General features: G+C 72.0%; 30 protein-coding genes. 18 read left to right on the top strand and 12 right to left on the bottom strand.

Going from position 1 to position 25756, the window contains the following annotated elements; genetic code table 11:
• Nucleotides 1-235: 235 nt before the first annotated feature.
• Nucleotides 236-421, top strand: a complete 186-nt coding sequence (locus AC5WRL_RS04930; RefSeq protein ID WP_496087038.1) for a DUF397 domain-containing protein — start codon at nucleotides 236-238, stop codon at nucleotides 419-421.
• 6 nt (nucleotides 422-427) lie between these two features.
• Here AC5WRL_RS04930 and AC5WRL_RS04925 read toward each other — a convergent pair whose 3' ends face one another.
• Nucleotides 428-793, bottom strand: a complete 366-nt coding sequence (locus AC5WRL_RS04925) for a MerR family transcriptional regulator (protein ID WP_496087037.1) — start codon at nucleotides 791-793, stop codon at nucleotides 428-430.
• A gap of 128 nt (nucleotides 794-921) precedes the next feature.
• On the opposite strand from AC5WRL_RS04925, the gene AC5WRL_RS04920 reads away from it, so the two are divergent.
• Complete coding sequence (locus AC5WRL_RS04920; RefSeq protein ID WP_496087036.1) at nucleotides 922-1827, top strand: NADP-dependent oxidoreductase; 906 nt, start codon at nucleotides 922-924, stop codon at nucleotides 1825-1827.
• 31 nt (nucleotides 1828-1858) lie between these two features.
• Here the strand turns inward: AC5WRL_RS04920 and AC5WRL_RS04915 are convergent, their stop codons facing one another.
• Both AC5WRL_RS04915 and AC5WRL_RS04910 read right to left on the bottom strand, forming a co-directional pair.
• On the bottom strand, nucleotides 1859-2734 hold the full coding sequence (locus tag AC5WRL_RS04915; RefSeq protein ID WP_496087035.1) for a glycosyltransferase family 2 protein: 876 nt from the start codon (nucleotides 2732-2734) through the stop codon (nucleotides 1859-1861).
• Between the two features lie 162 nt (nucleotides 2735-2896).
• The gene (locus tag AC5WRL_RS04910; protein ID WP_496087034.1) at nucleotides 2897-3727 is read right to left on the bottom strand and encodes an SDR family NAD(P)-dependent oxidoreductase; all 831 of its coding nucleotides are present in this window, start codon (nucleotides 3725-3727) and stop codon (nucleotides 2897-2899) included.
• 74 nt (nucleotides 3728-3801) lie between these two features.
• On the opposite strand from AC5WRL_RS04910, the gene AC5WRL_RS04905 reads away from it, so the two are divergent.
• Nucleotides 3802-4215 carry a winged helix-turn-helix transcriptional regulator gene (locus tag AC5WRL_RS04905; RefSeq protein ID WP_496087033.1) on the top strand — a complete coding sequence of 138 codons (414 nt, stop codon included), beginning with the start codon at nucleotides 3802-3804 and terminating at the stop codon, nucleotides 4213-4215.
• A 153-nt stretch (nucleotides 4216-4368) separates the two neighbouring features.
• A complete protein-coding gene (locus AC5WRL_RS04900; RefSeq protein ID WP_496087032.1) occupies nucleotides 4369-4602 on the top strand; it encodes a hypothetical protein in 234 nt (77 codons plus the stop codon).
• Nucleotides 4603-4666: 64 nt separating this feature from the next.
• Here AC5WRL_RS04900 and AC5WRL_RS04895 read toward each other — a convergent pair whose 3' ends face one another.
• Complete coding sequence (locus tag AC5WRL_RS04895; RefSeq protein WP_496087031.1) at nucleotides 4667-4825, bottom strand: hypothetical protein; 159 nt, start codon at nucleotides 4823-4825, stop codon at nucleotides 4667-4669.
• Between the two features lie 199 nt (nucleotides 4826-5024).
• Between AC5WRL_RS04895 and AC5WRL_RS04890 the strand changes: the two genes are divergently transcribed.
• From AC5WRL_RS04890 to AC5WRL_RS04875, 4 genes are all read left to right on the top strand, one after another.
• The gene (locus AC5WRL_RS04890) at nucleotides 5025-6206 is read left to right on the top strand and encodes an NYN domain-containing protein (protein ID WP_496087030.1); all 1182 of its coding nucleotides are present in this window, start codon (nucleotides 5025-5027) and stop codon (nucleotides 6204-6206) included.
• Nucleotides 6207-6326: 120 nt separating this feature from the next.
• Nucleotides 6327-7307, top strand: coding sequence for an ABC transporter ATP-binding protein (locus tag AC5WRL_RS04885; RefSeq protein ID WP_496087029.1), 981 nt, complete (start codon nucleotides 6327-6329; stop codon nucleotides 7305-7307).
• Complete coding sequence (locus tag AC5WRL_RS04880; RefSeq protein ID WP_496087028.1) at nucleotides 7304-8089, top strand: ABC transporter permease; 786 nt, start codon at nucleotides 7304-7306, stop codon at nucleotides 8087-8089. Before AC5WRL_RS04885 ends, AC5WRL_RS04880 begins: the two co-directional genes overlap by 4 nt.
• A 96-nt stretch (nucleotides 8090-8185) precedes the next feature.
• A complete protein-coding gene (locus AC5WRL_RS04875; protein WP_496087027.1) occupies nucleotides 8186-8842 on the top strand; it encodes an ABC transporter permease in 657 nt (218 codons plus the stop codon).
• A 61-nt stretch (nucleotides 8843-8903) separates the two neighbouring features.
• On the opposite strand, the gene ybaK is transcribed toward AC5WRL_RS04875, so the two are convergent.
• Entirely contained in the window at nucleotides 8904-9422 is a 519-nt protein-coding gene (ybaK, locus tag AC5WRL_RS04870) for a Cys-tRNA(Pro) deacylase (RefSeq protein WP_496087026.1), read from the bottom strand.
• 19 nt (nucleotides 9423-9441) lie between these two features.
• Nucleotides 9442-10230, bottom strand: a complete 789-nt coding sequence (locus AC5WRL_RS04865; protein ID WP_496087025.1) for an LON peptidase substrate-binding domain-containing protein — start codon at nucleotides 10228-10230, stop codon at nucleotides 9442-9444.
• A gap of 133 nt (nucleotides 10231-10363) precedes the next feature.
• On the opposite strand from AC5WRL_RS04865, the gene hisD reads away from it, so the two are divergent.
• The 9 genes from hisD (at nucleotide 10364) to AC5WRL_RS04820 (ending at nucleotide 18427) form a co-directional block, all read left to right on the top strand.
• On the top strand, nucleotides 10364-11686 hold the full coding sequence (hisD, locus tag AC5WRL_RS04860; RefSeq protein WP_496087024.1) for a histidinol dehydrogenase: 1323 nt from the start codon (nucleotides 10364-10366) through the stop codon (nucleotides 11684-11686).
• 11 nt (nucleotides 11687-11697) lie between these two features.
• Nucleotides 11698-12849 carry a histidinol-phosphate transaminase gene (locus AC5WRL_RS04855; protein WP_496087518.1) on the top strand — a complete coding sequence of 384 codons (1152 nt, stop codon included), beginning with the start codon at nucleotides 11698-11700 and terminating at the stop codon, nucleotides 12847-12849.
• Nucleotides 12846-13436, top strand: coding sequence for an imidazoleglycerol-phosphate dehydratase HisB (gene hisB, locus AC5WRL_RS04850; protein WP_496087023.1), 591 nt, complete (start codon nucleotides 12846-12848; stop codon nucleotides 13434-13436). The genes AC5WRL_RS04855 and hisB overlap by 4 nt, the downstream gene beginning before the upstream one ends.
• Nucleotides 13433-13597, top strand: a complete 165-nt coding sequence (locus tag AC5WRL_RS04845) for a hypothetical protein (protein ID WP_496087022.1) — start codon at nucleotides 13433-13435, stop codon at nucleotides 13595-13597. The genes hisB and AC5WRL_RS04845 overlap by 4 nt, the downstream gene beginning before the upstream one ends.
• Nucleotides 13588-14232: an imidazole glycerol phosphate synthase subunit HisH gene (gene hisH, locus AC5WRL_RS04840; protein ID WP_496087021.1), complete on the top strand. Its 645-nt coding sequence runs from the start codon at nucleotides 13588-13590 to the stop codon at nucleotides 14230-14232. Before AC5WRL_RS04845 ends, hisH begins: the two co-directional genes overlap by 10 nt.
• Complete coding sequence (gene priA / locus AC5WRL_RS04835) at nucleotides 14229-14960, top strand: bifunctional 1-(5-phosphoribosyl)-5-((5-phosphoribosylamino)methylideneamino)imidazole-4-carboxamide isomerase/phosphoribosylanthranilate isomerase PriA (RefSeq protein ID WP_496087020.1); 732 nt, start codon at nucleotides 14229-14231, stop codon at nucleotides 14958-14960. The genes hisH and priA overlap by 4 nt, the downstream gene beginning before the upstream one ends.
• On the top strand, nucleotides 14957-15349 hold the full coding sequence (locus tag AC5WRL_RS04830) for a Rid family hydrolase (RefSeq protein WP_496087019.1): 393 nt from the start codon (nucleotides 14957-14959) through the stop codon (nucleotides 15347-15349). The genes priA and AC5WRL_RS04830 overlap by 4 nt, the downstream gene beginning before the upstream one ends.
• On the top strand, nucleotides 15346-16119 hold the full coding sequence (gene hisF / locus AC5WRL_RS04825; RefSeq protein ID WP_496087018.1) for an imidazole glycerol phosphate synthase subunit HisF: 774 nt from the start codon (nucleotides 15346-15348) through the stop codon (nucleotides 16117-16119). Before AC5WRL_RS04830 ends, hisF begins: the two co-directional genes overlap by 4 nt.
• 1408 nt (nucleotides 16120-17527) lie before the next feature.
• Complete coding sequence (locus AC5WRL_RS04820; RefSeq protein ID WP_496087017.1) at nucleotides 17528-18427, top strand: DUF4328 domain-containing protein; 900 nt, start codon at nucleotides 17528-17530, stop codon at nucleotides 18425-18427.
• Nucleotides 18428-18442: 15 nt separating this feature from the next.
• On the opposite strand, the gene AC5WRL_RS04815 is transcribed toward AC5WRL_RS04820, so the two are convergent.
• Nucleotides 18443-19081: a ScbR family autoregulator-binding transcription factor gene (locus AC5WRL_RS04815; protein WP_496087016.1), complete on the bottom strand. Its 639-nt coding sequence runs from the start codon at nucleotides 19079-19081 to the stop codon at nucleotides 18443-18445.
• A 324-nt stretch (nucleotides 19082-19405) separates the two neighbouring features.
• Here AC5WRL_RS04815 and AC5WRL_RS04810 point away from each other — a divergent pair, with 324 nt between their 5' ends.
• Nucleotides 19406-20461 carry a LysR family transcriptional regulator gene (locus tag AC5WRL_RS04810; protein WP_496087015.1) on the top strand — a complete coding sequence of 352 codons (1056 nt, stop codon included), beginning with the start codon at nucleotides 19406-19408 and terminating at the stop codon, nucleotides 20459-20461.
• On the opposite strand, the gene AC5WRL_RS04805 is transcribed toward AC5WRL_RS04810, so the two are convergent.
• Genes AC5WRL_RS04805 through AC5WRL_RS04785 form a run of 5 tightly spaced genes read right to left on the bottom strand, consistent with a single transcriptional unit; the run spans nucleotide 20382 to nucleotide 25727 of the window.
• On the bottom strand, nucleotides 20382-21965 hold the full coding sequence (locus tag AC5WRL_RS04805; RefSeq protein WP_496087014.1) for an AMP-binding protein: 1584 nt from the start codon (nucleotides 21963-21965) through the stop codon (nucleotides 20382-20384). The genes AC5WRL_RS04810 and AC5WRL_RS04805 overlap by 80 nt on opposite strands.
• Nucleotides 21962-22531: a flavin reductase family protein gene (locus AC5WRL_RS04800; RefSeq protein WP_496087013.1), complete on the bottom strand. Its 570-nt coding sequence runs from the start codon at nucleotides 22529-22531 to the stop codon at nucleotides 21962-21964. The genes AC5WRL_RS04805 and AC5WRL_RS04800 overlap by 4 nt, the downstream gene beginning before the upstream one ends.
• Nucleotides 22532-22552: 21 nt before the next feature.
• Nucleotides 22553-24160: an amino acid adenylation domain-containing protein gene (locus AC5WRL_RS04795; protein ID WP_496087012.1), complete on the bottom strand. Its 1608-nt coding sequence runs from the start codon at nucleotides 24158-24160 to the stop codon at nucleotides 22553-22555.
• Nucleotides 24157-25122 carry a hypothetical protein gene (locus AC5WRL_RS04790; protein WP_496087011.1) on the bottom strand — a complete coding sequence of 322 codons (966 nt, stop codon included), beginning with the start codon at nucleotides 25120-25122 and terminating at the stop codon, nucleotides 24157-24159. Before AC5WRL_RS04790 ends, AC5WRL_RS04795 begins: the two co-directional genes overlap by 4 nt.
• Nucleotides 25119-25727 (bottom strand): 4'-phosphopantetheinyl transferase family protein, encoded by a 609-nt coding sequence (locus tag AC5WRL_RS04785; protein WP_496087010.1) that lies wholly within the window; start codon nucleotides 25725-25727, stop codon nucleotides 25119-25121. Before AC5WRL_RS04785 ends, AC5WRL_RS04790 begins: the two co-directional genes overlap by 4 nt.
• Nucleotides 25728-25756: the final 29 nt, after the last annotated feature.

Raw genomic sequence — 25756 nt, 5'->3', positions numbered from 1 at the left:
TCGTCCGACCCCGGAGCATGGAGCGAGACGGCCTCGGCTACTACTCCGGGGCCGGCGTTCAGCACTGGCGGCTCGTTGCCGGGACTCGCACGGCATGAGCGCAGGTGCGCCCGTGGTCGCGCGGAGGCCGGCGACTTCCACATGTTGGCCCGCTGTCGGGACAGGGGCGGGCCAAGTGGCCGATGGCCGGTGCGAATGCTGACTTCTACCAGGGCTGAAAAGGGAGTGTGTGTCCGTGGAGGATTCCGGTTTCTCGGGTGCGGAGTGGCGCCGGAGTAGCTACAGCGAGCCCAACGGCGGTCAGTGCGTTGAGGTGGCGTTCGTCGGCGGTCTGGTGGGGTTGCGGGATTCGAAGGTGGCGGATGGGGCGTTCGTGATGGTCAGCTCTCGTGCCTGGGGCCGCTTCGTGGCGTCGCGGTAGGGGTCTTCACCGAAGGTGGGAGCAGTCGGGGTCGGGGTCGCGGGTGAGGGCGATCACGTTGTCCAGGCGGTCGCGTACCGCGAGCAGGTCGGTGATGCGCTGGTCGATGCGGGTGCGTTCGGTGGTCAGCTGGTCCAGGAGTTTCGGGGGTGCTTCGCCCGTGTCCACGCAGGGGAGTACCTGGCGGACCACTCTGCTGGGGAGGCCCGCGGCGTACAGCTGTTGGATCAGCCGGACCCGGGCGACGGCCGTGTCGGGGTAGTGGCGCTGGCCGCCGGGGCTGCGGTCCGCCTGGAGCAGGTCCTGTTCCTCGTAGTAGCGCAGCGCCCGGACGCTCACGCCCGCCCGGTCGGCCACCTCACCGATGCGCACCGGCCCTCCTCCTCTGTTCGGGCGAACCAGCCCGACTTGCACCTCACGTCAACGTCAGCTTTTAGCGTAGTGCGCGCACAGTGATCTCACGAACGGCCGGTTCGGGCCGGGTGGAAAGGCAGAACGTCATGCGCGCAGTCCGCTATCACGAGTACGGCGGTGTGGAGACCCTGGTGGTCGAGCAGGCACCGGATCCGCATCCGGGGGCCGGTGAGATCCGCGTCCGGGTCGCGGCGGCCGGTGTCAATCCCGTCGACTGGAAAGTGCGGTCCGGCGCGGCGCGCGAGGTGCTTCCCGTGGAGCTGCCCGCGATTCCCGGGCGGGAGGCCGTGGGTGTGGTCGACGAGATCGGTGAGGGGGTGGAGGGGGTGAGCGTCGGCGACCGCGTTTTCGGGCTGGGCGGCGTCACCGGTGCGACGGCGGAGCTGGCCGTACTGTCGGCCTGGGCCCCCGCGCCCGCCGCGTGGAGCGACGAGGAGGCCGCCGGCGCCGCGCTGGCGTCCGTGACCGCGATGGGCGGGTTGAAGGCGCTCGGCCCGCTGCGGGGGCGCACCCTTCTCATCGAGGGCGCCGCCGGAGGCGTGGGCAGTGCCGCGGTCGAGATCGCGGTGGCTCAGGGCGCCACCGTGATCGGCACGGCCAGCGAGCGGAACCACGCGTTCCTCACCTCTCTGGGAGCCGTTCCCACCACGTACGGCGACGGCCTCGCGGAGCGCCTGGCCACCCTGGCTCCGGACGGTGTCGACCTCGCGCTCGACACCGCGGCCTCCGGGTCCCTGGCCGATCTCGTCGCGATCGTGGGCGACCCCGCCCGGGTGGCGACGATCGCCGACCACGCCAACGCCTCCCGGCTGGGTGTGCAACTGGCCAACGCGGTGAACGACTCCACGCTCCTCGCCGAAGCGGGCGAACTCGGCGGGCAGGGCCGCTACACACCGCGCGTCGAGCGGACCTACCCGCTCGAAGAGATCGCGGAGGCGCACGCGTACTCCGAGCGCGGACACACCCGGGGGAAGATCGTGGTCCGCGTCTGAGCCCAGCCCCGTGGCCACCGGCTGATCAGGATCAGATGACCGGCGGTCGGCCCAGGCGGGCCATGCGCCACACCGTGGCCCAGCGCATCGGGCGGCGCGGCGGGCAGGGGGTGCGTACCCCTTCGGCGAAGCCGCCGCGCCAGGCGCGCAGTCCGGGCAGGGAGCGGGTGCGGGCCACGGTCAGGCCCGCCCACACGGACAGGTAGACGGGAACGAGCGCGGCGGGCAGATGCCGCTTGGCGAGCCAGACCCGGTTGCGGGCCACCATCCGGTGGTAGTGGGCGTGCCGGGTGGGCGCCGTCCACGGGTGGCGCAGCACCAACTGCGGCTCGTACAGCACCCGCCAGCCGCGATCCAGCGCCCGCCAGGCCAGATCGGTCTCCTCGTGCGCGTAGAAGAACGCGTCCGGCCAGCCGCCGATCTCGTCGAGCATGCGCATCGACAGGCCGTGGCCGCCGCCGAGGAAGGTGGTGACGTAGCCGCGCCGCATCGGGTCACCGGCGCGCAGCCGGGGGACGTGGCGGCGCTGGGTGCGGTCGCGTTCGTCGGCGATCCGGAAGCTGACGATGCCGAGCCGGTCATCCGCCGCGTACAGCTCGGTGAGCCGGGTGAACACGTCGTCGCTGATCAGCCGGCCGTCGTCGTCCAGGTCCACCACCACGTCCACGTCGCCGAAGGCCCGCAGGCGCTCCAGGGCGGCGTTCCGGCCGCCGGAGATTCCCCGGTTCTCGGGCAGTTCCAGCCCTGTCACCCACTCCGGGAGGGCCGGCAGCGGCGAGCCGTTGCCGACCACGACCACGCGGGCGGCGGGGGTGTCCTGCCGGGCCACGGAGTCGAGCAGGGCGGCCAGCTCGGCCGGGCGGTCCCCCATCGTCAGGATGGCCACACCAACACGCGGATGACGCACGGGTGAACTCTCCGTTCCTCGGGCGGATGTCGATGTTAACGAACCCGGGCGCGACCTCCCGGCCGACAGGGGGCACCCACCGCTGGGCACACCCCGGAGTGGGTTGGCGGAGGCGGCCGGCCGGGTGGGGTGGCCATGGGCGAGGGCGTACTCCGCTGTTGGTCAGCGGTTGTGCAAGAGGTTCTCGGTGTAGGTGGTCAGGAGGGTGGCCGTGGTGGGGTTGAGGGTGGGGAGGGTGGGTCTGACCGGCTTGCCTCGGTCGATCGCGGAGAGGGGGGCCGATGGGGGGTGATCGATCCATTGGGTGATCGGGAGTATCGCGTCGGCGATCGGGCGGGCGAAGAGTTTCGCGAGGATTCCGAGTGATCGCCGGACCAGTGGATTCGGGTGGCCGTCGATTCCGCTGCGGGTGAATCCGGGGTGGTAGAGCACGTAGCGCGCCTTGCCGCCGGCCAGGTCGGCGAAGGCGACGCCCAGGAGGTCGTTCGCCCGGCCGGCTTGGAGTTGGGCGCGGATCTGGCCGTAGCGGCGGGTCAATTGGGGGTCGTCCCAGTGGATTCGGCCCGCTGTGTTTCCGACGCCGGCCACGTTGATGATCACCGGATCGGGGGCGGCGTCGAGCAGTGCAGACAATCGGTGGCTGAGGAGATAGCGGCTCAGGTAGTACAGGGCGAAGGTGGACTCCAGCCCGTCGGCGGTCTCCTTCCGCCGTGGGTTGACGCGGTTGGCGAACAGCGCCAGCGCGTCGATCCGGTCGTGTTCCTCGCCGATGCGGGTGATCACCCGCTCGTTCTCGGCGATCGAGGACAGATCGGCCCGCAGGAACCGCAGGTTCGGGTGGGCGACCTGATCGAGCAGCGCGCGTCCCTTGGTCTCGTCGCTGCCGATCACGGTGACGTGGTCACCCTTCGCCAGCCGCGCCAGGGCGGTCGCGCGGCCCATGCCGTCGGTGCCACCGCTGATGATCACGGTCTTGGGTGGTTGGCCCGGCACGCTGTCCTCCATACGCTCGGCTGCGACGGATTCATCGTCGGCCGCCCCGGCGAAGACCGAAAGAAGGCACTTTGATGTCCGGTACGAACACCGGTGTTCCCTCGGTGCTGGCTCATGAGCTGCCTCGCCCGGTGCCGGCCGATGAGTTCGCCGGGTGTCCGGCCGGTGAGGTGTTCCGGCTGGTGGGCGACAAATGGAGCATGTTGCTGGTGATCCTGCTCGGCGGGCGCCCGCACCGTTACAACGAGTTGCACCGGGCGATCGAGGGGATCAGTCAGCGCATGCTGACCCGCACGCTGCGCGGCCTGGAGACGGACGGGCTGGTGCGGCGCGAGGTGCACCCGACCGTGCCGCCCGGTGTCGAGTACAGCCTGACCCCGCTGGGGCGCGGTCTGCTGGTGCCGTTGTCGGCGCTGGCGGACTGGGCGGTGCGGCACCAGGGGGAGATCCAGGAGGCCCGGGGCCGGCGGCTCGGTGGTGAGGTGTGACCTACTGAGTGGAGCGCGCCGTGGCGTTGGTCGGATCATGAGATCAGCTTTACCGGATGGGGAAACTGCTTTGCCCGAATGAGTAATTCGCGGCGTTACCTTCTAAGTGGAGTGAATGGCCCGCTTGAGGGGTGGAATGCCGTGGAAGCCAGGATGGTTGAGAAGGCCGTATTTCTCTTGCGTGAGGCACATGTCTCGCGGGGAGAGGCCATACAGGCGCTGGCCGAGTATTTCCCGGGGACCGCATTCGATGATCGGCTGCGGTGTGTGTACGAGGCATGGGACAAGGTGCATCAGGGTGCACCTGTGCTCTACTCCGCCCCGTCGGAACTGTCCCAGGCGCGTTCTTTCGCGGCCGCGCACGAACGGCACGGATTTTCCGACTGAGGAACAACGGAATCGAGCACGCAGCGAGGGCGCACCCCGGCGGGGGTGCGCCCTCGGGCTGTGGTCAGTTGTGACCGAAGCGGCGGGGTTTGCCGGAAGGTGAGGAGTCCGTCGAGGGCTCGCCCATCTGCTGCTGCTCGCGTTCGTATCTGCGGCGTTCGTCGTCGGTGGAGCGGCTGTCTCTGGGCTGCTGCTGACCGCGGTCGCGTTTCTTCTTGCTCATGATCGCCTCCCGGTTGCGGGAATCAGTGGCCGGGATCAGATTCGCATGATCGTACAGACTTCGCATTTCGGGCAGATTGCGGGGGCCTCATGTATGACCGGTTCATGTCCGACTCGCCACGCCGATGATCGAGTTCAGGCTGATAACGGTGACGCGGTCGGGCAGACTCCAGAAAACGGGTCGGTGAAAGAGGTGCCACGTGGATCGCTGCGTTGTGTTGGTCGATGCCGGGTACTTGCTCGGAGCTGCCGCGAGCCTTCTCGCCGGCGAGCCCTCCCGGCCCCGTATCGCCGTCGATCACGCCGCGCTCATCCAGGGGTTGAGGGAACGGGCGGAGGCGGACACCGGATGCGATCTGCTGCGGATCTACTGGTTCGACGGCGCCCCCGACCGCGTACCACAGCCCGAACACCGGCGACTTCGCGTCATGCCCCGGGTCACGGTGCGCCTGGGGGCACTTACCCGCAGCGATGGGCGCTGGGCGCAGAAGGGCGTGGACGCCGCGATGCACGCCGAGCTGACCGAGCTGGCGCGTAACCGGGCGTGTGCCGACATCGTGCTCATTACCGGGGACGGGGATCTGCTGCCGGGCCTGGTGTCGGCCAAGGAGCACGGGGTCGCCGTACACCTGTGGGCCGTGCAGGCCGCCGACGGGGACTACAACCAGTCCGAGGACCTGGTCGCCGAGGCCGATGAGCGGCGGGTCCTCGACCGGGCCTGGATCACCAGGGCCATCCGGGTGAAGGAGGCGCAGCCGCAGCCCAGACCCGAGATCGCCGCCATTCTGTCGGCGCCCCCCGCGCACGCCAAGAACGGCGCGCCGGTCCCGGCCGGCGCCGGAGCGGCCGTCTCCGCCGAGCCGTGCGTGGCGGTCGCCGAGGCCGAGCCGGCGGGAAAAGTGCCCACGCCCAAGGACCTCGCCTCGCTGGGACGCCCGGTCCAGGCGCCACCGACCTCCGCCACGCTGCGCTGGTCCTCCGACCGGGGGTGGGTGGAGCGCGGCCCCGAGGAATCGGCGGAGACGGCGGCGCTGCCGATGCTGTCGCATCTGACCACCGCCGAGCAGCGCTGGGCCGACCGGGAGGAGGACATCACGGCGGTCAGCGGTGACCCCTTCGAGGTGGGTCAGGTGTTCGCCCGGCGGTGGGCGGACCGGTTGGGGGGCGGCAAACCGATCACTCAGCTGTCCACCCTGTCCACCGACTATCCGCGGATTCCGCACCGGATCGACGGAGAGCTGCTGCGGTACGCGGCCCGGTTCGGGCTGCTGGCGCACAAGGACGACCAGATCGACGAACGGGACCGGTACGCGATCCGGGCCGGCTTCTGGCGGGAGATCGACGACCGGACGGACACCGTGCGTACCGCTACGGCCGAGTAAGCCCCCGGTTCCGGGCGGGCGACGGGCGGCGCGTAGGCTCGGACTGTGGGCCCCATTACCGCATGGGTCGGGCGGTCGAACCCCGGCGCGCAGCAATCGGCAGCGGACAGCGGCGATGCTGTGACCGCTCTCTCCGTGCGTGGCCTGGTGAAGACGTATCCCGGCGGGCGGAGTTGGGGCCGTCGGCGGTCGCCGGCCGCCCCGGTCCTCGCCAGTGACGGGATCGATGTCGATGTCGCGGCCGGGGAGATCTTCGGGCTGCTGGGGCCCAACGGGGCGGGCAAGACCACCCTCGTACGGCAGCTGACCGGGCTGCTGCGGCCCGACGCCGGAACCATTGAGCTGCTGGGGCACGATCTGGTGCGGCATCCGCGCCGGGCCTCGCGGCTGCTGGCGTACCTGGGGCAGGAGTCCAGCGCGCTCGACGAGCTGACCGTTGCCCTGGCCGCCGAGACCACGGCCCGGCTGCGTGGGCTCGACGCCGCCGCGGCGCGCCGGGAGCGGGATGCCGTCATCGATGAGCTGGGTCTGGCGCCCCTCGCCGGGCGGCCGTTGAAGAAGCTGTCCGGCGGGCAGCGGCGGCTGGCGTGTGTGGCGACCGCGCTGGTGGCCGGGCGGCCCGTACTCGTACTGGACGAACCGACCACCGGGATGGATCCGATCGCGCGGCGGGCCGTGTGGGCCGCCATCGACCGGCGCCGGCGGGAGCAGGGCACGACGGTTGTGCTCGTGACGCACAACGTGATCGAGGCGGAGAGCGTTCTTGACCGGGTGGCCGTCCTGGACGCGGGGCGGGTCATCGCCTGCGATACGCCGGGCGGGCTGAAGGCGCTGGTCGGGGAGGAGGTGCGGCTCGATCTCGTGTGGCGGGACGAGCCGCCGCTGTGGGTGCCTGCGATCGCCGCGCTGCGGCCCGGGGCCGTGGAGGCCGGGCGGCGCTGGACGCTGCGGCTGCCGCCGGAGCGGGCGCGGGCGGCGGTGACCGAGGTGACCACCGGGCCGGCGTTCGCGGCCCTGGACGACTTCACGCTGGCCACGCCGACGCTTGAGGATGTGTATCTGGCCCTGGGTGGCCAGGGGGATGGGCTGGTGCGGGGATGAGTACTGCCGCTGCTGTCGAGCCGTATCCGCTGGCTCCCGCCGTGCGGCTGTGGCCCTCGCTGCGCGCGGTGTACGTGGCGCAGTTGTCGCGGGCGCGGGTCGCCCGGATTCCGTTGCTGTTCGTGGCGACCTTTCAGTCGATCGGGATCATGGTCCTGATGCGCGGGGTGGTGGACGGCGGCACCGGGGACGAGGCGCGGGCGATCGTCGCGGGCTCGGCGGTGCTGGTGGTGGCGTTCGTCGCGCTGAACCTGCTGGCGCAGCACTTCGGGCAGCTGCGGGCCAGCGGCGGCATCGACCACTACGCGACGCTGCCGGTACCGGCGGCGGCGGTGGCGCTGGGGACGGCGGCGGCGTACGCGTCGTTCACCGTGCCGGGGGTCATCGTGACGGCGGTCTCCGGGGCGCTGCTGTACCAGCTGCCGCTGGGCGGGCTGTGGGTGCTGCTGGCGGTGATCCCGCTGGCCGGGGCCGCGCTGGCCGGGCTCGGTGCGGCGCTCGGCCTGCTGGCGCCGAGGCCGGAGCTGGCCACGCTGTGCGGGCAGCTGGGCATGTCGGCGGCGCTGCTGCTGGGTGTGCTGCCGGCCGGGCGGCTGCCGGAGCCGGTGCGCTGGCTGCGGGAGCTGCTGCCGTCCACGTACGGGGTGGAGGCGCTGGCGGAGGTGTTGCGGCCGGGGCCGGACTGGGGCTCGGTGGCCGCGAATCTGGGGGTGTGCGCGGCGGTGGGGGCGCTGGCGCTGACGCTGGCCACCTGGGCCTACCGGCGGGCCGCCGTCGGGTAGTCCCGCCGGCCGGCCGACGGCGTTGAAGATCCGTTCATACGCCCGAACGGCCGTCCCGGGGACCGAACAGGTGGCCGGAGCTGGCAGGATGTTGGGGTGATCGCCCCGCAACCCTCCGAGGACCACCGCACCCCCGCCATGGGCGGCGGCCACGACCCCTGGTCGGTCCCCGCGCCGCCCCCGCCGGACCGCCCGCGTCCGCAGTGGGGCCGGGAGATACGCACCGCACTGCTGGTGGCGCTGCCCGTCGCCGTACTGGCCGGGCTGGCGCTCGGCACGCTGTGGCCGCTGCTGGCGCCCCGGATTCCGGTGGTGTCCAACGGGCAGGCCGTGATGCTCCAGAACTCCGAGGGGCAGCAGGCGATCGCCATCGACGGGACGTTCTTGCTGACCGGCCTCGCGGTCGGCGTCGTCGCCGGGGTGCTGGTCTTCGTGCTGCGCAAGCGGCGTGGCGGGATCGCCGAGGTGCTGGGGCTCGCCCTCGGCGCGCTGGCCGGTGCGCTGCTCGCCTGGCGGGTGGGCATCTGGCTGGGGCCCGAGCAGGATCTCGTCGCGCACGCGCGGCGGGTGGGGGAGGGCGTGGTCTTCGACGCGCCGCTGAAGCTGGAGGCGAGGGGCGTACTGATCGGGCTGCCGTTCGGCGCGCTCGGGGCGCATCTGCTGGCCACCGCGCTGTGGGGGCCGCGTGATCCGCTGCCCGCGCCGCCCGGGGGTTTTCCGCGCTGGAACGAGCCGCCGCGCTCCGCTTCCTAGCCGGCCTCCGTCTTCCACCCTCCGTCTTCCACCCCTCCGTCCTTCCGCTCCTCCGCCCGTCTCAGTCCTTGCCGATCGGGGCCGTCACCGCCGAGGCGAGGGTGATCAGGTCGGCGGGGGCCAGTTCGATCTCCAGGCCCCGGCGGCCGGCCGAGACGAAGATCGTCGGGTGGGCGGTGGCGGAGGCGTCCAGCACGGTGGGCAGCCGCTTGCGCTGGCCGAGCGGGGAGATGCCGCCCCGTACATAGCCGGTGGTGCGCTCCGCCGCCGCCGGGTCGGCCATCGTGGCCCGCTTGCCGCCCACCGCCGCCGCCAGCGCCTTGAGGTTGAGCGAGCCCGAGACGGGCACCACGGCCACGGTCAGGGCGCCGTCCACCTCGGCGACCAGCGTCTTGAACACCTGCCTGGGGTCGTTGCCCAGGGCCTGGACCGCCTCGTCGCCGTAGGAGGCGGCGGCCGGGTCGTGGTCGTAGGCGTGCAGCGTGAACCGTACGCCCGCCTTCGTCGCGGCCACCGTCGCCGGGGTACCGCCCTGGCCTGCGGCTTCCCTGTGCTGCTGCTCTTTCTTCTTCTTCGCCACCGTTACCTCTGCCCCTGTCTCAGTTCAGGCTGGTCGGGCGCAGCGTGTACTCGGCGCCCGGGACCGAGGGGAGCCTACTGATCAAGGTGGTCTCCCGGCGCAGGATTTTCAGCTCCTCCGCCAACCGGGTCGCGGTGTCCTTGGCCTGGAGCAGCCGCTGTTTGTCGGCGGTGTACATGACGGTGGCCGCCGCCACCAGATACGAGACGACCGACGGGTCCTCGGGCAGCTCCTGACCGGAGGCCAGGGTGCGCTCGTTCGCCCCCGCCAGCTCCTTCTGATAGCCGCGGAACGCCCGCAGCACCCCGGAGGCGAGGGCGCCGGCGCCTTCCCCCGGCTCCTCCGGCAGCGTCTCGACCTCCGCCGTCAGATACGGGCCGGCGCTGTCCACCGACAGCAGCCGGAACCGGGTCGTACCGGTGGCCAGCACCTCGTAGCCGTCCGTCGCCGCGTCCGGCTCGCCCTCCTCGGCGAGCACCGCCGCCGCCGAGGCCGCGCGCGGCCGGATGGTGGAGGCGTCCGCGATGCAGCCGACGGAGTGAAAGGAGTCCATCGGGTCGGCGGCGAAGCCCGCCCCCGGACCGGCCTCGGGCAGCGCCGTGGGGTCCGGGAGGCCGATGGCGCTGGGCGCGACCTCGTGGCCGTCCCTGATCGCGACCACCCCGAACGGCCGTGGACCGTCGTCGGGGAGGTCCAGCAGATCCCGCATCAGCGCCCGGTAGCGCGCCTCGAAGACGTTCAGCGGCAGCACGAGCCCCGGGAAGAGCACGGTGTTGAGCGGGAACAGTGGCAGGCGCGTGGTGGTCACGACCGGCCAGCCTACTGGCTGTGTGCGCCCCTGTAACGGTGGGTCGCCGCTCATCCGGAGCCCGTCGCCGGTACGGAGCCCGCATGGTGAAACGCGCGATCGCCGTGTCACGGCCGTCTGAGAGACTGGAGCGGTGCTGAACCGAATCGATCTGCGCGATTCTCCCTCGTCAGAGGGTGTGATCGACCGTGACCTGCTGCCCCGCGCCGAACTCGACGTCGAGGCCGCCCTGGAGAAGGTGCGGCCCATCTGCGAGGACGTGCGCCATCGCGGCACGGCGGCGCTGATCGAGTACGCCCGGCGTTTCGACCGGGTGGAGATCGAGCGGGTACGGGTCCCGGTGGAGCGGATCGGGCAGGCGCTCGACCAGCTCGACCCGGCGGTGCGGGCGGCGCTTGAGGAGTCGATCCGGCGGGCCCGGCTGGTCCACCGCGAGCAGCGGCGTACGGACCACACCGTACGGGTGGTGCCGGGCGGCACCGTCACCGAGCGGTGGGTGCCGGTGGAGCGGGTCGGGCTGTACGTGCCGGGCGGGCAGGCGGTGTACCCGTCGTCCGTGGTGATGAACGTGGTGCCCGCGCAGGAGGCCGGGGTCGCCTCGCTGGCGGTGTCCTCGCCGCCGCAGCGCGAGCACGGCGGGCTGCCGCACCCCACCATCCTGGCGGCGTGCGCGCTGCTCGGGGTGGACGAGGTGTACGCGGCGGGCGGCGCGCAGGCGATCGCGATGTTCGCGTACGGGACGGACGAGTGCGCGCCGGCGCAGCTGGTGACCGGCCCCGGCAATGTGTATGTGGCGGCGGCGAAGCGGCTGCTCAAGGGGCGGATCGGCATCGACGCCGAGGCCGGGCCGACCGAGATCGCGGTGCTGGCGGACGACAGCGCCGACCCGCGCCATGTGGCGGCCGACCTGATCAGTCAGGCCGAGCACGACGAACTGGCGGCGGCGGTGCTGGTCACGGACTCCCCGGAGCTGGCGGCGGCGGTCGAGGCGGAGGTACGGGCGCAGGTCGCGGTCACCAAGCACCAGGAGCGGGTGACGGCGGCGCTCACTGGGCGGCAGTCCGGGATCGTGCTGGTGGACGGGGTCGAGCAGGGGCTCGCGGTGGTCAACGCGTACGCGGCCGAGCACCTGGAGGTGCTCACCCGGGACGCGGCCGGGGTCGCGGCGCGGGTGCGCAACGCGGGCGCGGTGTTCGTCGGCCCCTACGCGCCGGTGTCGCTGGGCGACTACGCGGCCGGGTCGAATCATGTCCTGCCCACGGGTGGTTGTGCCTGCCACTCCTCGGGTCTCTCGGTGCAGTCCTTCCTGCGCGGTATCCACGTCGTGGACTACGACCGCGAGGCGCTGGCCGGGGTGGCGGGGCATGTCGTCACGCTCGCCGAGGCGGAGGACCTGCCGGCGCACGGGGCCGCCGTCAGGGCAAGGTTCGAGTGGAAGGTTCCGGACGGCAAGTGACCCGCACCCCAGTGACCCGCATTGACGATCTTCCGCTCCGGGACGAACTGCGCGGCAAGACCCCGTACGGCGCGCCGCAGCTCGATGTACCGGTGCGGCTGAACACGAACGAGAACCCGTTCCCGCTGCCCGAGGAGCTGGTGCGGCGCATCGCCGAACGCGTCTCCGACGCGGCGCGCGGGCTGAACCGCTACCCGGACCGGGACGCGGTGGGGCTGCGGACGGCCCTGGCCACCTATCTGACGGACACCACCGGTTACCGGGTCGGGCCGAGGAATGTCTGGGCGGCCAACGGCTCGAACGAGATCATTCAGCAGCTGCTCCAGGCGTTCGGAGGGCCCGGCCGCACCGCGCTCGGCTTCGACCCGTCGTACTCGATGCACGAGCTGATCGCGCGAGGCACCGGCACGGGGTGGATCTCCGGGGCGCGGGACGCGGCGGACTTCACCATCGACGAGCGGGCCGCGGTGGAGTTCATCGCCGAGCGGCGGCCCGATGTGCTGTTCCTGTGCACCCCGAACAACCCCACCGGCACGGCGATCCCACCCGAGACCGTACTGGCGCTGCACGACGCGGCCCAGCGGGCCGCCAAGGGCCGGCACGGCGCGCTGGTGGTGGTGGACGAGGCGTACGCGGAGTTCAGCCACCGGCCCTCGCTGCTGCCGCTGATCGAGGGCCGGCCGAATCTGGTCATCTCGCGCACGATGTCGAAGGCGTTCGGGGCGGCCGGGCTGCGGCTCGGCTACCTGGCCGCCGTCCCGGCGCTGGTGGACGCGGTGCAACTGGTACGGCTGCCCTACCACCTGTCCGCCGTCACCCAGGCCACCGCGCACGCCGCGCTGGAGTTCTCGCGGACGCTGCTCGGCTATGTCGAGGAGCTGAAGTCCGAACGTGACCGGCTGGTGCGTGAACTGCGGGCGATGGGCTTCGAGGTGACGGAGTCGGACGCCAACTTCATCCAGTTCGGGCGCTTCGCCGATCCGCACGCCTTCTGGGAGAAGGTGCTGGAGCACGGCGTGCTCATCCGGGACAACGGGGTGCCGGGGCGGCTGCGGGTCAGCGTGGGCACCCCGGCCGAGAACGACACGTTCCTGGACGCGGCCCGGGCCGCGCTCAAGGACACGCAAGCAGGACCGGCACCAGAGAGCGAGGAACGCCCATGAGTCGCGTCGGGCGGGTGGCACGTACCACCAAGGAGACATCGGTCGTGGTCGAGATCGACCTCGACGGCACCGGGCAGGTCGATGTGTCGACCGGGGTCGGCTTCTACGACCACATGCTCGACCAGCTGGGGCGGCACGGTCTGTTCGATCTGAGCGTCAAGACCGAGGGCGATCTGCACATCGACACCCACCACACGATCGAGGACACCGCGCTGGCGCTGGGCGCGGCGTTCAAGCAGGCGCTGGGCGACAAGCGGGGGATCGTACGGTTCGCCGACGCGTCCGTGCCGCTGGACGAGTCGCTGGCGCAGGTGACGGTGGACCTGTCGGGGCGGCCGTATCTGGTGCACACCGAGCCGGAAGGGATGGCGCCGATGATCGGGTCGTACGACACGACGATGACCCGGCACATCCTGGAGTCGTTCGTGGCCCAGGCGCAGATCGCACTGCACGTACACGTCCCGTACGGGCGCAACGCGCACCACATCGTGGAGTGCCAGTTCAAGGCGCTGGCGCGGGCGCTGCGCTACGCGAGCGAGATCGACCCCCGGCAGACCGGCATCCCGTCGACGAAGGGCGCGCTGTGACCTGGGCGTCGATATTGCTGTTCGCCGGCGCGCTGTTCCTGGGCGGCGGCACGTACTCCTTCATCCAGCAGAAGATGCCGCGCGGCGTCACCGCGCTGCTGGGCATCGGCGCGCTCATGTGCGTGCTCGCCGGGGTCGCGGTGCTGGAGGTGTGGGAGTGACCGCACCGAAGGTGGTCGTGTTCGACTACGGCTTCGGCAACATCCGCTCGGCGGAGCGGGCGCTCGCCCGGGCCGGGGCCGACGTGGAGATCACCCGGGACTTCGACACCGCGCTCCACGCCGACGGCCTGCTGGTGCCCGGCGTCGGCGCGTTCGCCGCCTGCATGGCCGGGCTGCGCGAAGCGCGCGGCGACTGGGTCATCGGGCGGCGGCTGGCGGGCGGCCGGCCGGTGCTCGGGGTGTGCGTCGGCATGCAGATCCTCTTCGCGCACGGCATCGAGCACGGCGTGGAGAGCGAGGGCCTGGACGAATGGCCCGGTACGGTCGTGCCGCTGACCGCCGATGTGGTGCCGCACATGGGGTGGAACACGGTGGCGGCGCCGGAGGGTTCGCGGCTGTTCGCGGGGCTCCCGGCGGACGAGCGGTACTACTTCGTGCACTCGTACGCGGTGGCGAAGTGGGAGCTGGAGACGCGGAACGAGGCGCTGAGCGCGCCCAAGGTCACCTGGGCCACCCACGGTGCGCCCTTTGTCGCGGCGGTGGAGAACGGTCCGCTGTCCGCGACGCAGTTCCATCCGGAGAAGTCCGGCGATGCCGGGGCTCAGCTGCTGAAGAACTGGATTGAGACGCTGTGAAGAACGACGCTGCGACGTTGGAACTGCTGCCGGCCGTCGACGTACGGGACGGGCAGGCCGTGCGGCTGGTGCACGGTGAGTCGGGGTCGGAGACCTCGTACGGCGACCCGATGGCCGCCGCTCAGGAGTGGCAGCGGGCGGGCGCCGAATGGCTGCATTTGGTGGACCTGGACGCGGCGTTCGGGACCGGCGACAACCGCGAGCAGATCGCGGCGGTGGTGCGGTCGATGGACATCAAGGTCGAGCTGTCGGGCGGCATCCGGGACGACGCCTCGCTGGCGGCGGCGCTGGCCACCGGCTGCACCCGGGTCAACCTGGGGACGGCCGCGCTTGAGTCGCCCGAATGGGTGGCGAAGGTGATCGCCGAGCACGGCGACCGGATCGCGGTGGGGCTCGACGTACGGGGTACGACGCTGCGCGGGCGCGGCTGGACCCGGGACGGCGGGGACCTGTACGAGACGCTGGAGCGGCTCAACGGGGAAGGCTGCGCGCGGTATGTGGTGACCGACATCGCCAAGGACGGCACGCTTCAGGGCCCGAACCTGGACCTGCTGAAGAACGTGTGCGCGGCGACCGACCGGCCGGTGGTGGCCTCGGGCGGCGTGTCCTCCCTGGATGACCTGCGGGCCATTGCCACCCTGGTGCCGCAGGGTGTTGAGGGTGCGATCGTCGGCAAGGCGCTGTACGCGAAGGCGTTCACGCTGGAGGAGGCGCTGAAGTCGGTATGAGTGACGGCGCGTGGGAAGAGACGCTGGGCGCGGCGCGGGCGGTGGCGGCCGGGGACAGGGTGCTGGTGTCCGGGACCGCGCCGCTGGCCGACGACGGACATGTGTCGGCGACGGACGACGCCTACGAGCAGACCAGGTCGGCCTTCGGGGAGGCGGTGGCGGCGCTTGAGCCCTTCGGGCTGGGCACCGACTCGGTGATCCGCACCCGGATGTACCTCAGCCATGTGCGGGATGTGGAGGAGGTGGCGCGGGCCCACCGGGAGCTGTTCGAGGCGGTACGGCCGGCGTCGACGGTGGTGGTGACGGCGGGGTTCGTGGACCCGAGGGTGCTGGTGACGGTGGAACTGGAAGCGTACCGGGGCGAGAAGCGGGGAGCCGGGGAATCATGAGCCTGGCGATACGGGTCATTCCCTGCCTGGACGTGGACGCGGGCCGGGTGGTCAAGGGCGTCAACTTCCAGAACCTGCGCGACGCCGGGGACCCGGTGGAGATGGCGAAGGTGTACGACGCGGAAGGCGCCGACGAACTCACCTTCCTGGACATCACGGCGTCGTCGGGGAACCGGGAGACCACGTACGACGTGGTGCGGCGGACGGCCGAGCAGGTGTTCATCCCGCTGACGGTGGGCGGTGGGGTGCGGACCACGGAGGACGTGGACCGGCTGCTGCGGGCGGGCGCGGACAAGGTCGGCGTGAACACGGCGGCGATCGGGCGGCCGGAGCTGATCCGCGAGATCGCGGAACGGTTCGGCCGCCAGGTGCTGGTCCTGTCGGTGGACGCCAGGCGGTGCCCGGGGGGCACCGCCGAGACCCCGTCGGGGTTCGAGGTGACCACGCACGGCGGCCGTCGGGGGACGGGCATCGACGCGGTGGAATGGGCGGAACGGGCGGCGGGTCTTGGAGCCGGCGAGATTCTGCTGAACTCGATGGACGCGGACGGTACGAAGGACGGGTACGACACGGCGATGATCGCGGCGGTGCGGGAGCGGGTGACCATCCCGGTCATCGCGTCCGGCGGCGCCGGCCGGCTCGACCACTTCCCGCCGGCTATCGCGGCGGGCGCGGACGCCGTCCTGGCGGCGTCGGTGTTCCACTTCGGGGACCTGCGGATCGGGCAGGTGAAGGACACCCTGCGGGAGGCGGGGCACCCGGTGCGGTAGGGCAGGGCGGGGAGTTTCGCCCTTGCCGGGCGGTGAGCCGGAGAGATTACGGCCCGGACGAGCCGGGCCGGAGAACCGGCGGACGGGGCGGAAGGAAACCGAAGAAAAACAAGCCCGGGCCGGCGTAAACTCCCAGGCCAACAAGGGTGCTCCCCGCGTGTGCGGGGGTGGTCCTACCGCACCCAGTTCGCCCGATCCGGGGCTGACGTGCTCCCCGCGTGTGCGGGGGTGGTCCCCCTCGGGCAGGCAGGCGGCACCCTCCAACAGCGTGCTCCCCGCGTGTGCGGGGGTGGTCCCAGGACACACCACACAGGACGGACCCGTGGTGAGTGCTCCCTGCGTGTGTGGGGGTGGTCCCGCCTGGGTGGGGCGGCCTTGGTTGCGTGGGCGTGTTGCCTGTCGGCTCGGGGCTCGGGGAGTGGTGGCGCTCCTGGTCAGGGGGTGGGGTCCAGTTGGCTATGCCGTCCAGTGTGCGGAGGGCTGCCCTCGGGCACAGGAGGGCTGCCGTGCAAAAGGGGGTTGTTCTTGCTGTCACTGCGGGACGGGATGTCCAGGTGGTGAGGTGGGCGATCTGGCTGGAGCGGCGGGTGATGTGGGTGGTGCGCGGGAGGCGGGCCGCCGTGTAAGCGGGCAGGTCGGTGGGGGTGGTCGCCAGGACGATCGCGTCTTCTATGGCCTGACACGCGCCCTGGCCCAGATTCGGGGGCATAGCGTGGGCGGCGTCGCCCAGGAGGGCTGTGTGGCCTTGGTGGAAGGCCGGCAGTGGGGTGGTGATCGCGTGGATGTCGTTGCGGAGGATGGCGGACGGCGGCATCGCCGCGAGCAGCGCCGGGATGGGGTGGTGGTGCAGGTCCGCATGTTGGTCGTTGGGGCCGGCCACCGCCGTCGGGTAGCAATACACCCGGCCGTCGGGGTGGATCCGGGTGATGTTGGTGTTGAGGCGCACGGTTCCTTCGGGGAGGGCCGCGTGGAGCAGGTCGATCAGGGCCGCCCGGCTGGTGACCACGGTGGGGCCGCCGAAGCGGGCCGCCGCTTCCTCGCCGGTAGTGGTGGAGAGCCAGCGGCCGTTGGGCAGGCGCAGTCCGCCCGGGCCGGTGAAGGCGGACATCGCGCGTAGGGCGTCGCCCAGGCCGAGAACGTCCAGGGCCCGCTGGGCGTTGGGGGCGATGGAGATGCCCGCGCCCGCGATGGTGCGGGCGCGTTCGAGCACCGTGACGTGCCGGCCCGTACGGTGCGGGGCGATGGCGGCGGTCAGGCCGCCGGTGCCCGCTCCGATCACTGTCGCTGTCGGTGGGTCTGCCCTGTTCGCTACCTTGCCCTCGGCAACCGTCGATATTTGATCGAGGCCACCGCAACGCTGTTAGGGTCAGCAGCATTTGTGTGAAACAGGTGAACAGGGGGACGAGTGATGAACGCGCAACTGTGCTGGAATTGCCGGCAGCGGCCGGTGGCCGGGCCGGATGGGCGGTGTCAGGGGTGTGCGCAGGGGGTTCCGCAGCCGCAGCCGCAGCCGCAGCCGCAGTTCCACGCCGGGGCGTCGCCGTACGCCTATGCCGCGCCGCCACCAGCAGGACCGCCGCAGCCCTATCCGTACGCCGCTCCGCTCCCGCCGCACGGGCCCGCGCAGTTCGCCAGCCCGCAGGGGCTGGCCACGGCGGTCACGGCGCTGTTGGGGGTGTGCATAGCCGCCTGGGCCGTTGCCGTGGTGGCGGGTGGACAGTTGCGGAATCTGGCGGTCGAGGCTGAGACACGCAACCTCAGCCGGAGCGAGGTCGACAGTGCTCTTTCCTTCTTCGCGACGTCCGGTGTTCTGCAACTTCTGGCGTTGTTGGCCACCGGCATTGTCTTCATCATCTGGTTCTATCGGATCCGGGTCAATGCCGAGGTGTTCGATCCGTATGGGCACCGCATGAAGCGGGGCTGGGCGATCGGTGGCTGGCTGGTGCCGATTGTTAATTTGTGGTTTCCGAAGAAGATGGCCAATGACATCTGGCGGGCCAGCATGCCTTACGGGGCTTCCCCGGGGACCGGTCTGCTCACCGGCTGGTGGGTGTTGTGGATCACCGCTGCGGTGGTGGGCAGGCTGAGCAGCGCGGTGAGCAGTGAAAGGAATCTCAGCGAGGCGGAGCAATTGACCAAGCTTCAGCAGCAGATCAGCATGATCGGTCTCAGCGACCTGCTGGGGATTGTCGCCGCGATTCTCGCGATTCTGGTGGTCCGGCGGATCACCCGGTGGCAGATCACGAAGTACGCGCAGGGGCCGGTGGCCCAGCCCCCCGTCACTGCTCCCTGGCCGCCGCAGGTGTGATGGGTGAGGCGTGAACTACACCGTGCCGCATTCGGCGGCGGTGGCCGCCGTGGTGCCCTCCGGGTGGAAGCGGGCGATGCGGCGTGGGGGGACGAGGCCGGGGAGGAGCAGGCGCCACATGGTGGTGGTGCTCCGGCTCGGCTGCTCGTGGCCGCTGCGGGCCTCCGGGCCGCGTTGCAGACCGGTCCAGCAGCCCACGATGAAGGTCGCCGCGTCGTGGACGTCGATGTCGGCGCGGACATCGCCCCTGGCCTGGGCCTGGGTGAGGCAGTCAAGAATGGTGTCGATCAGCGTCCGGTACGGGGTCGGGTCGGGGTCCTGGAACGAGCCCTGCTCGATGACCAGCCGGATGCCGGCCCGGACCCGTACGTCCTCGCGCAGGCTGACCGCCAGCTGATGCAGCAGGTCGATCACCGTCTGTAGGCCGGGGCGCTCGTCGCCCCCGGCCCGCTGCCAGACCGTGAACTGCTCCCCGACCAGGGCGTGCGCCAGTGCTTCCTTCGAGGCGAAGTGGAAGTACAGGGCGCCCTTGGTGACCCCGGCCTCCTTCACGATGTCGCTCAGGCTGGCGCCCGAGAAGCCCGCACTGTCGAATGCCCGCGCCGCCCCGTAGAGGATGGCGTTCCGGGTTCTCTCCGCACGTTCCTGCCGCACCAATGCTCCGGTTCCCCTTGGTTTTTGTGGTCTCCGACCGGAGACTCGGCGTCCGATCGTCCCGCATCCGGCCCGTTGTTGTCCCCGGAACTGTTGAGAAGGAAACCAACTGGACAGTGTCCCGGAAGGGCAATCGCTTTCGGCCGTTGGCCCCTTGCCCTTGTGCCCTGCGGTCGGTTCGCGCAGCTCAGTGGCTGTACGGCGGACCCCGCCGGGGGCTGCCGTCATTGGAGCGTCCATTGACATACCGTTCGATCGGTTTGTTCACTGAGTTGGGCAACGAATCTGCCCAGCCGTCGCCGCTCTTCCCGAGGGACTTGACTTATGGATACACCTCAGTTAGATGCGTTTATCGCCGTCGTCGAGGCTGGAAGCTTCACCCGCGCAGCGGCCAGACTGAGCCTGTCCCAGCCCACCGTCACCGCCCGGATCAAGAACCTGGAACAAGGGCTCGGCACCACCCTCCTCGAACGTCTGCCCAATGGCGTCAGGACCACCACCTCCGGAGCACAACTGCTGCCCTACGCACGGGAAATCGTCGCCCTGACCCAGCGGGCCAGGGATTCGGTCGGCTGCGAGGGCCAGCCGCACGGCCGGCTCGATGTCGGCACCGTGGAGAGCCTCACCAACTACCGGCTGCTGCCGGTCATCGAGTATCTGTACCGGCGCTATCCCAGAGTGCAGATCTCGATGCACACCGACGCCGACGGCGACCCCAGAGCTCTGGTACGGGACGGCACGCTCGACTGCGCCTTCTTCGTGGACTCGGTCGGCGCCGAGCCGGCCGAGGACCTGGAGAGCCAAGTGCTGTGCCCCGAACCGCTGGTTCTGGTGGCCGGCCCCGGGCATCTGCTGGCCGGCGGGGGCCGGCCGCGCGACGCCGAGCTGCGCATCGCCACCCTGATCCGGGCCGATCGCGCCAACTACCAGCGGCAGTTCGACCGCGCCATCGGCCTGGACCCGGCCGCGTCCCGGTCCAGGATCTTCGAACTCGACTCCGTCGACGCGGCCAAGACGAGCGTCGCCGCCGGCATGGGCATGGCCCTGCTGCCGCATGTGGCCGTTGCCAGGGAACTGGCGGAGGGCAGTCTGGCCCGGATCGACTGGACGCCGCCGTTCGCCCCGTTCACGCAGGTGGTCACCCGGCGCGACAGCGGCTCCAACCAGGCCCTCAGGGTGCTGCTGACCGCCGCCGCCCAGGTGATAGGCGAGGACGCCGGTGCTGGTGCCGGTGCCGGCGCCGCCGGGAAGGGCGAGCCGGCCGCCGCGCCCGTACCCGCGCCCGTACCCGTACCCGTGCTCAGCCCGGCACCGGATCACCGAGAGCGGCCAGTGCCGCCCGGTCCACCTTTCCGTTCTCCGTCGTCGGCAGCTTCCTGAGCACCCTCAGCTCACCGGGCACCATGTAGGAGGGCAGCGCCGCGGCGAGATGACCGTTCAACTCGTCCGGCAGCGACCCTTCCTCCGCCTCCGGTGCCGCCACCACGAAGGCGCACAGCTCGGGACCGCCGGGCCTTGGCAGCACCAGCACCGTGGCAGCGGTCACCCCCGGGTACGTCAGCAGCCGGCGCTCCACCTCGCCGAGTTCGACCCGGTTGCCCCGGAACTGGACCTGGGAGTCGGTCCGTCCGACGAAGTACAGCTCCCCCTCCGCGCCGCGGTAGGCCAGATCCCCGGTACGCAGCACCCGTTGCCCTGACCGCGGCTCCACCGGGTCGGCAACCAGCGCCTTCCCGGTCGTGGCGGGATCGTCCCAGTAGCCGCTGAACAGGGCGGGGGACCGCAGATGGATCTCCCCGACCACCCCCGGCCGCCGGACCGGCAGCCCCGCCGAGTCCACCAGGATCATCTCCGCACCGGGATGGGCGCGGCCGATCGACAGCCGCTCCAGGTTCTCGGGGAGTGGATCGGGCACCTCGGCGAACGAGCAGGCCATCGACTCGGTGGCGCCGTAGCAGTTGACCAGCCTGGCCCCCGGCAGCGCCTGCCGCAGCCGGCGCAGCTCGGGCAGCGGGAACACCTCGCCGCAGAACAGGACGCCGCGGATCGACTCCAGCTCCGCCAGCCGCTGCCACTCGTGCCGCAGCACCTGACGCCAGATCGACGGGACCCCGTTGACGTGCGTGGTGCCGGTGGCGCGCAGCACCCGCAGAAAGCGGCGCGGCCAGCGCAGCAGCGGGCGCGGTACGGGCACCAGCGCGGCGCCGCTGCCCAGGGCCAGGCCCATGTCCAGCAGCGAGAAGTCGAAGTGGAGCGGTGAGGTGGACGCCACCCGGTCCTGGTCGCCGACGAGTTGCTGGGCGAGCATGCCCCGGTAGAAGGCGGTGACGGCGCCGTGGGTCATCACCACGCCCTTGGGGCGGCCGGTGCTGCCCGAGGTGAAGACCAGGTAGGCGGTGTCGGTGCTGGTCAGCTCCGTGCGGTGGCCGCCTCGCGGGTGATGGGTGTCGTCGGGGCGGTCGGGGTGGCGGACGATGCGCAGGCCGTCCGGGCCGAAGCGGCCGAGCCCGAGGCCGGCGGGCAGGTCGTCGCGGAAGCCGTCCGCCGAGCACAGATACAGGGTGGGCTCGGTGGCGTCCACGATCGACCGGACCCGCTGGTCCGGTGCGTCGGGGCTCACCGGGACAAAGGGCAGCCCCAGCGTGGAACAGGCCAGCAGCGCGGCGATGGACACGGCGGTGGTGTCCGACTCCAGGACGACCCGGTCGCCGATGCGCAGGCCGGCGGCGTCGAGGGTTGTGGTGAAGGAGTCGACCAGGGTGGCGAGTTCGCGGTAGGTGACGATCCGGGTCCGGTCGCCGTCGAGATACTCGATCACCGCCGGGCGGTCGCCCGCCGTCGCCACCGGGGCGAGCAGGAAGTCGTGCAGCAACGGACTGCTCATCGGGTCCCTTCTCCTTCCGCTTCCGCTTCCGCTTCTGCGTCGAGCACGTGGGAACGGCCGTCCAGCAGCACCAGCGCCGGCTCCTCCGCGCGGGCGGTGGTCAGCGTCACCGTGCCGAACAGCAGGGTGTGGTCCAGCGCGGGCACCGTGTGCCGCAGTCGGCAGACCACGGCGGCGGACGTGCCGTCGAGCAGCGGCGCGCCGCCCTGTACCGCGTACGGCACGCCGTCGAAGCGGTGCCGCAGGTCGCCGGTGGCGAACCGGCGGGACAGCGCGCGCTGCTGCCAGGACAGGACATTCACCCCGAAGCGGCCGGCGGCGAGGATCTCCTCCAGGGTGCGGCTCGCGCTGCCCAGCGAGACCAGCAGGGTCGGGGGCCGCAGGGAGAGCGAGAACACGGAGGTGGCGGTGCAGCCGACCGGGCCGTCCGGGGTCTGGGCGGTGATCACCGTGACAAAGGTGGCGAAGCGCGACATGGTTCTGCGGAACAACGGTTCGTCCACGGGGGGTTGGGGTTCGGCCGGGACGTCGGCCAGGGTGAGGAGAGTGCGGGTCGTCTCGGTCATTGCGGTGCGTTCCCTTCCCGCTCAGGCCGCTGCCGCGCCGGACAGCGAGGCCGCCAGTACCGCTCGGTCCACCTTGCCGTTGGCGTTCAGCGGGAGTTCCGCCAGCACGGTGACGGTGCGCGGCACCATGTAGCGCGGCAGCCGCTCGCTCAGTGCCGCCGTGAGGGAGGCCGTGTCGCGCGGCGTGCCCGTGCACGCCGCCGCCAACTCCACCTCCCCGTCCGGGCCGTCGCTGCCGGCGAGCGCGATCACGATCGCCTCGCGTACGCCGGGCTGCTGCCGGAGCACCGACTCGATCTCCCCCAACTCGACCCGGTAGCCCCGGATCTTGACCTGGTGATCGACCCTCCCCAGGTGCACCAGCTGCCCGTCCAGCGCGCCGACCCGGTCACCGGTGCGATACCAGTGCCGTGCGGTGAGCGGCCCGGTGCCGTCGTACGGTCGGGCGGGCCTCCCCGTACCCGGCTCGTAGGCGTAGAAGCGGCCGGCGTTCTCCGCCGGATCGAGGTAGCCGGGGAAGCGCTGGGTGCCGCGTACGCACAACTCGCCGTCGATGGCGGGCCGTCCGGTGTCGTCCAGTACGGCGTGCTCCTGGCCGGGGTAGGGCCGGCCGATGGGCACGGTGCCGTTCGCGGGGGCCGGCCAGTGGGTGGGGGAGGCGGGCAGCCGGTACTCGGTCCAGGTGACGGTCATCTCGGTGGGCCCGTAGATGTTCTCCAGGACGCTGTCCGGCGCGGCGCTCTGCCAGGCCCTGGCCTGCTCCAGGGTGAGGGCCTCGCCGCAGAACAGGCTCCAGCGCAGCGTCGGCATGCTGCCGGGGGCCAGACCGCGCAGCCGGCGGGCGAGGGAGATGACGGACGGTACGGAGTTCCAGTGGGTGATCCGGGCGCGGTTGACGAACCGTACCGGCGACATCAGATCCGCCGGCCGGGGTACCACCAGGGCGGCGCCGGAGCCCCAGGCGGCGAACATGTCGTACACGGAGGGGTCGAAGGTCAGGTCGAAGGTCTGCGAGACACGGGCGCCGGGGCCCAGCGCGTAGCGCGGGATGACATGCCGGAGGTAGGCGGAGACATTGTGGTGGGTGATCGGGACGCCTTTGGGGCGGCCGGTGGATCCGGAGGTGAACAGGATGTAGGCGAGGCTGTCGGGGTCGGTGGGGACGGTGGGCACGGGGGCGGACGGCGCGGGTCGGGCGCTGTCGGTGTCCGGCTCGGGGTGCAGTACGGGGGTGGGCAGCGCCTCGGTGTGCGGTGTCCGGCCGTCCGAGATGACCAGATCGAGGCGGGCGTCGGTGGCGACGCGGGCGTTGCGGGTCATCGGGAAGGCCGGGCCGAGCGGGACCACGGTGCCGCCGAGCCGCTGGACGGCGAGGTATCCGGCGTACGCGGTGACGCTGCGGGAGGCGAGCAGTCCGACGCGGGGCGGGGGCGTTCCGTGGGCGGTGAGGAGGCGGGCGGCGATGCGGGCGGCCGTGCGGGCGGCGAGGGTGTCGAGTTCGGCGTAGGTCAGCTGCCGGCTGCCGATCTCCAGGGCGATGTGCTCGGGGTGGGCGGCGGCCGAGGCCGCGAACCAGTCGTGGAGCGTTGCGCCGGTGGTCGGTGGGCCGTTCTTCGGTGGGCCATTCATCGGGGCGTCTCCTGCGGGGTGAGGCGGGACATGGTGTCGATCACGGCGTCGCAGGCCCGGGCCACCAGCGCGGGGCGCGGCCGGCCGCGGCGGGCCGAGGTGAGGGCGAAGCGGAGTGCGCGGGGCAGTTCGCCCCAGCTTTCGGCGGCGGTCGCCGCCGGACCGGCCGGCAGGCGTCCGGTGGTGGCCAGCAGGTGCAGCCGGTGCCGGTGGTGGCGGGCGGCGGCCCACAGGTCGTCGGCATGCCGGGCGAGCGCGGCCGGGTCACCGCCGAGCCGTTCGGCGACGAAGGACAGGACGGGCGCGGTGCCGGTCAGCCAGCCGTCCCAAGGCGCCGCCGGCCGGCCGCCGGGCGGGGCGGGGGTGCTTGGCCCCCACTCCAGCCAGCGGTAGTGGGAGGCGGCCGGGGTCCGGACCGGGGCGCCGAGGGCGTACCGGTCGCGCAGCGCGATGTGCGGGGGGAGCGGGCCGGTGGGGGTGAGGGCGGTGCGCAGCTCGGTGCCCTCCAGCCAGCCGGAGTACGGGCGGTGTTCGCCGTCCGGCAGCAGCGCGTCGAAGGGGTCGGTGAGGTGCCAGCGGCGGTCGCGGTAGCCGTCCACGACGACCCAGTGCGGGGCGGCCGTGCGGCCGTGGGACGGGGACCAGGGGAGGGTGCGGGTGTTGGCGACGGCGATGAGGGGGCCGCCGCGCTCCAGGGCGGTGGCGAGCGCCGTCAGCGCGGCGGGCCAGGAGGGGGCGGAGCGGTAGCCGAACCGGTGGCCGCCGGGGCCCGGGTCGATGCGGTCGTGGTGGGAGAAAGCGAGCGCGCCGTCCGGCCGGTCGGCGCGTACCCGGAGCCGTACGGCTTGGGCCAGCCGGGCCGCCGGGTCCGGCAGCCGGGTGCGGAGGGCCGCCACGAGGGCGGCCGTGTAGCAGCTGAGGGAGGGAAGGGGCTCGCCGGGGGCGGGGGTGGGGGCGGTCACAGGTCCCTCCAGGCGCAGCTCAACGGGATGGCGGACGTGTCGCGCAGGGCGCGCCAGTGGAAGCCGTGCCAGCTGCCGCTGGTGTGGCCGGGGGTTACGTCGATGGCCCAGGGGCGGCCGGCGAGACCGCTGCCCTCGGCCTTGACGCACGCCTCCTGAACGGTCCACACCCAGGCGAACTCCCGGGCGCGGTCGGGGTCGGGGAGCTGCCGTACCTCGTCCAGTCCTTGCCGCAGGCAGCGGCGCAGCATGCCATCGGTCAGCCGCTGGGGAGGGACTTGCACATCAACGCCGACGGCGCGGTGGGTCGCCACGCAGGCGGCGACAGCATCGCCGTTGTGCGCGACGCTGATGCCGATGTCGGGCCAGCCGGCCAGGGCGGGCTTGCCGTGGGTGCCGGGTACGACGGTCACCTCCGCCGCCGAGGCGGCCGGCAGCACCTCGGCGAGCAGCGCCCGCAACCGGGCCCGGCCGGCGAGGAATTCCGCGACCCGCCAGGCCGGCAGCCGGGCCGCGGACGCGGCATCGGCCGGATGCGGCCGCCCCACGATCCGCTTGGTCCCGGCACTGACCCAGAGCCCGGGCTCCACCTCAAGCACGGTCATGACGCCCCGCTTCCGTCCGACGCTGCGCG

This window comes from Streptomyces sp. NTD107 (assembly GCF_059510435.1).
The sequence above is the reverse complement of the archived record's forward strand: the minus strand, read 5'-3'. Positions and strand labels throughout refer to the sequence as shown.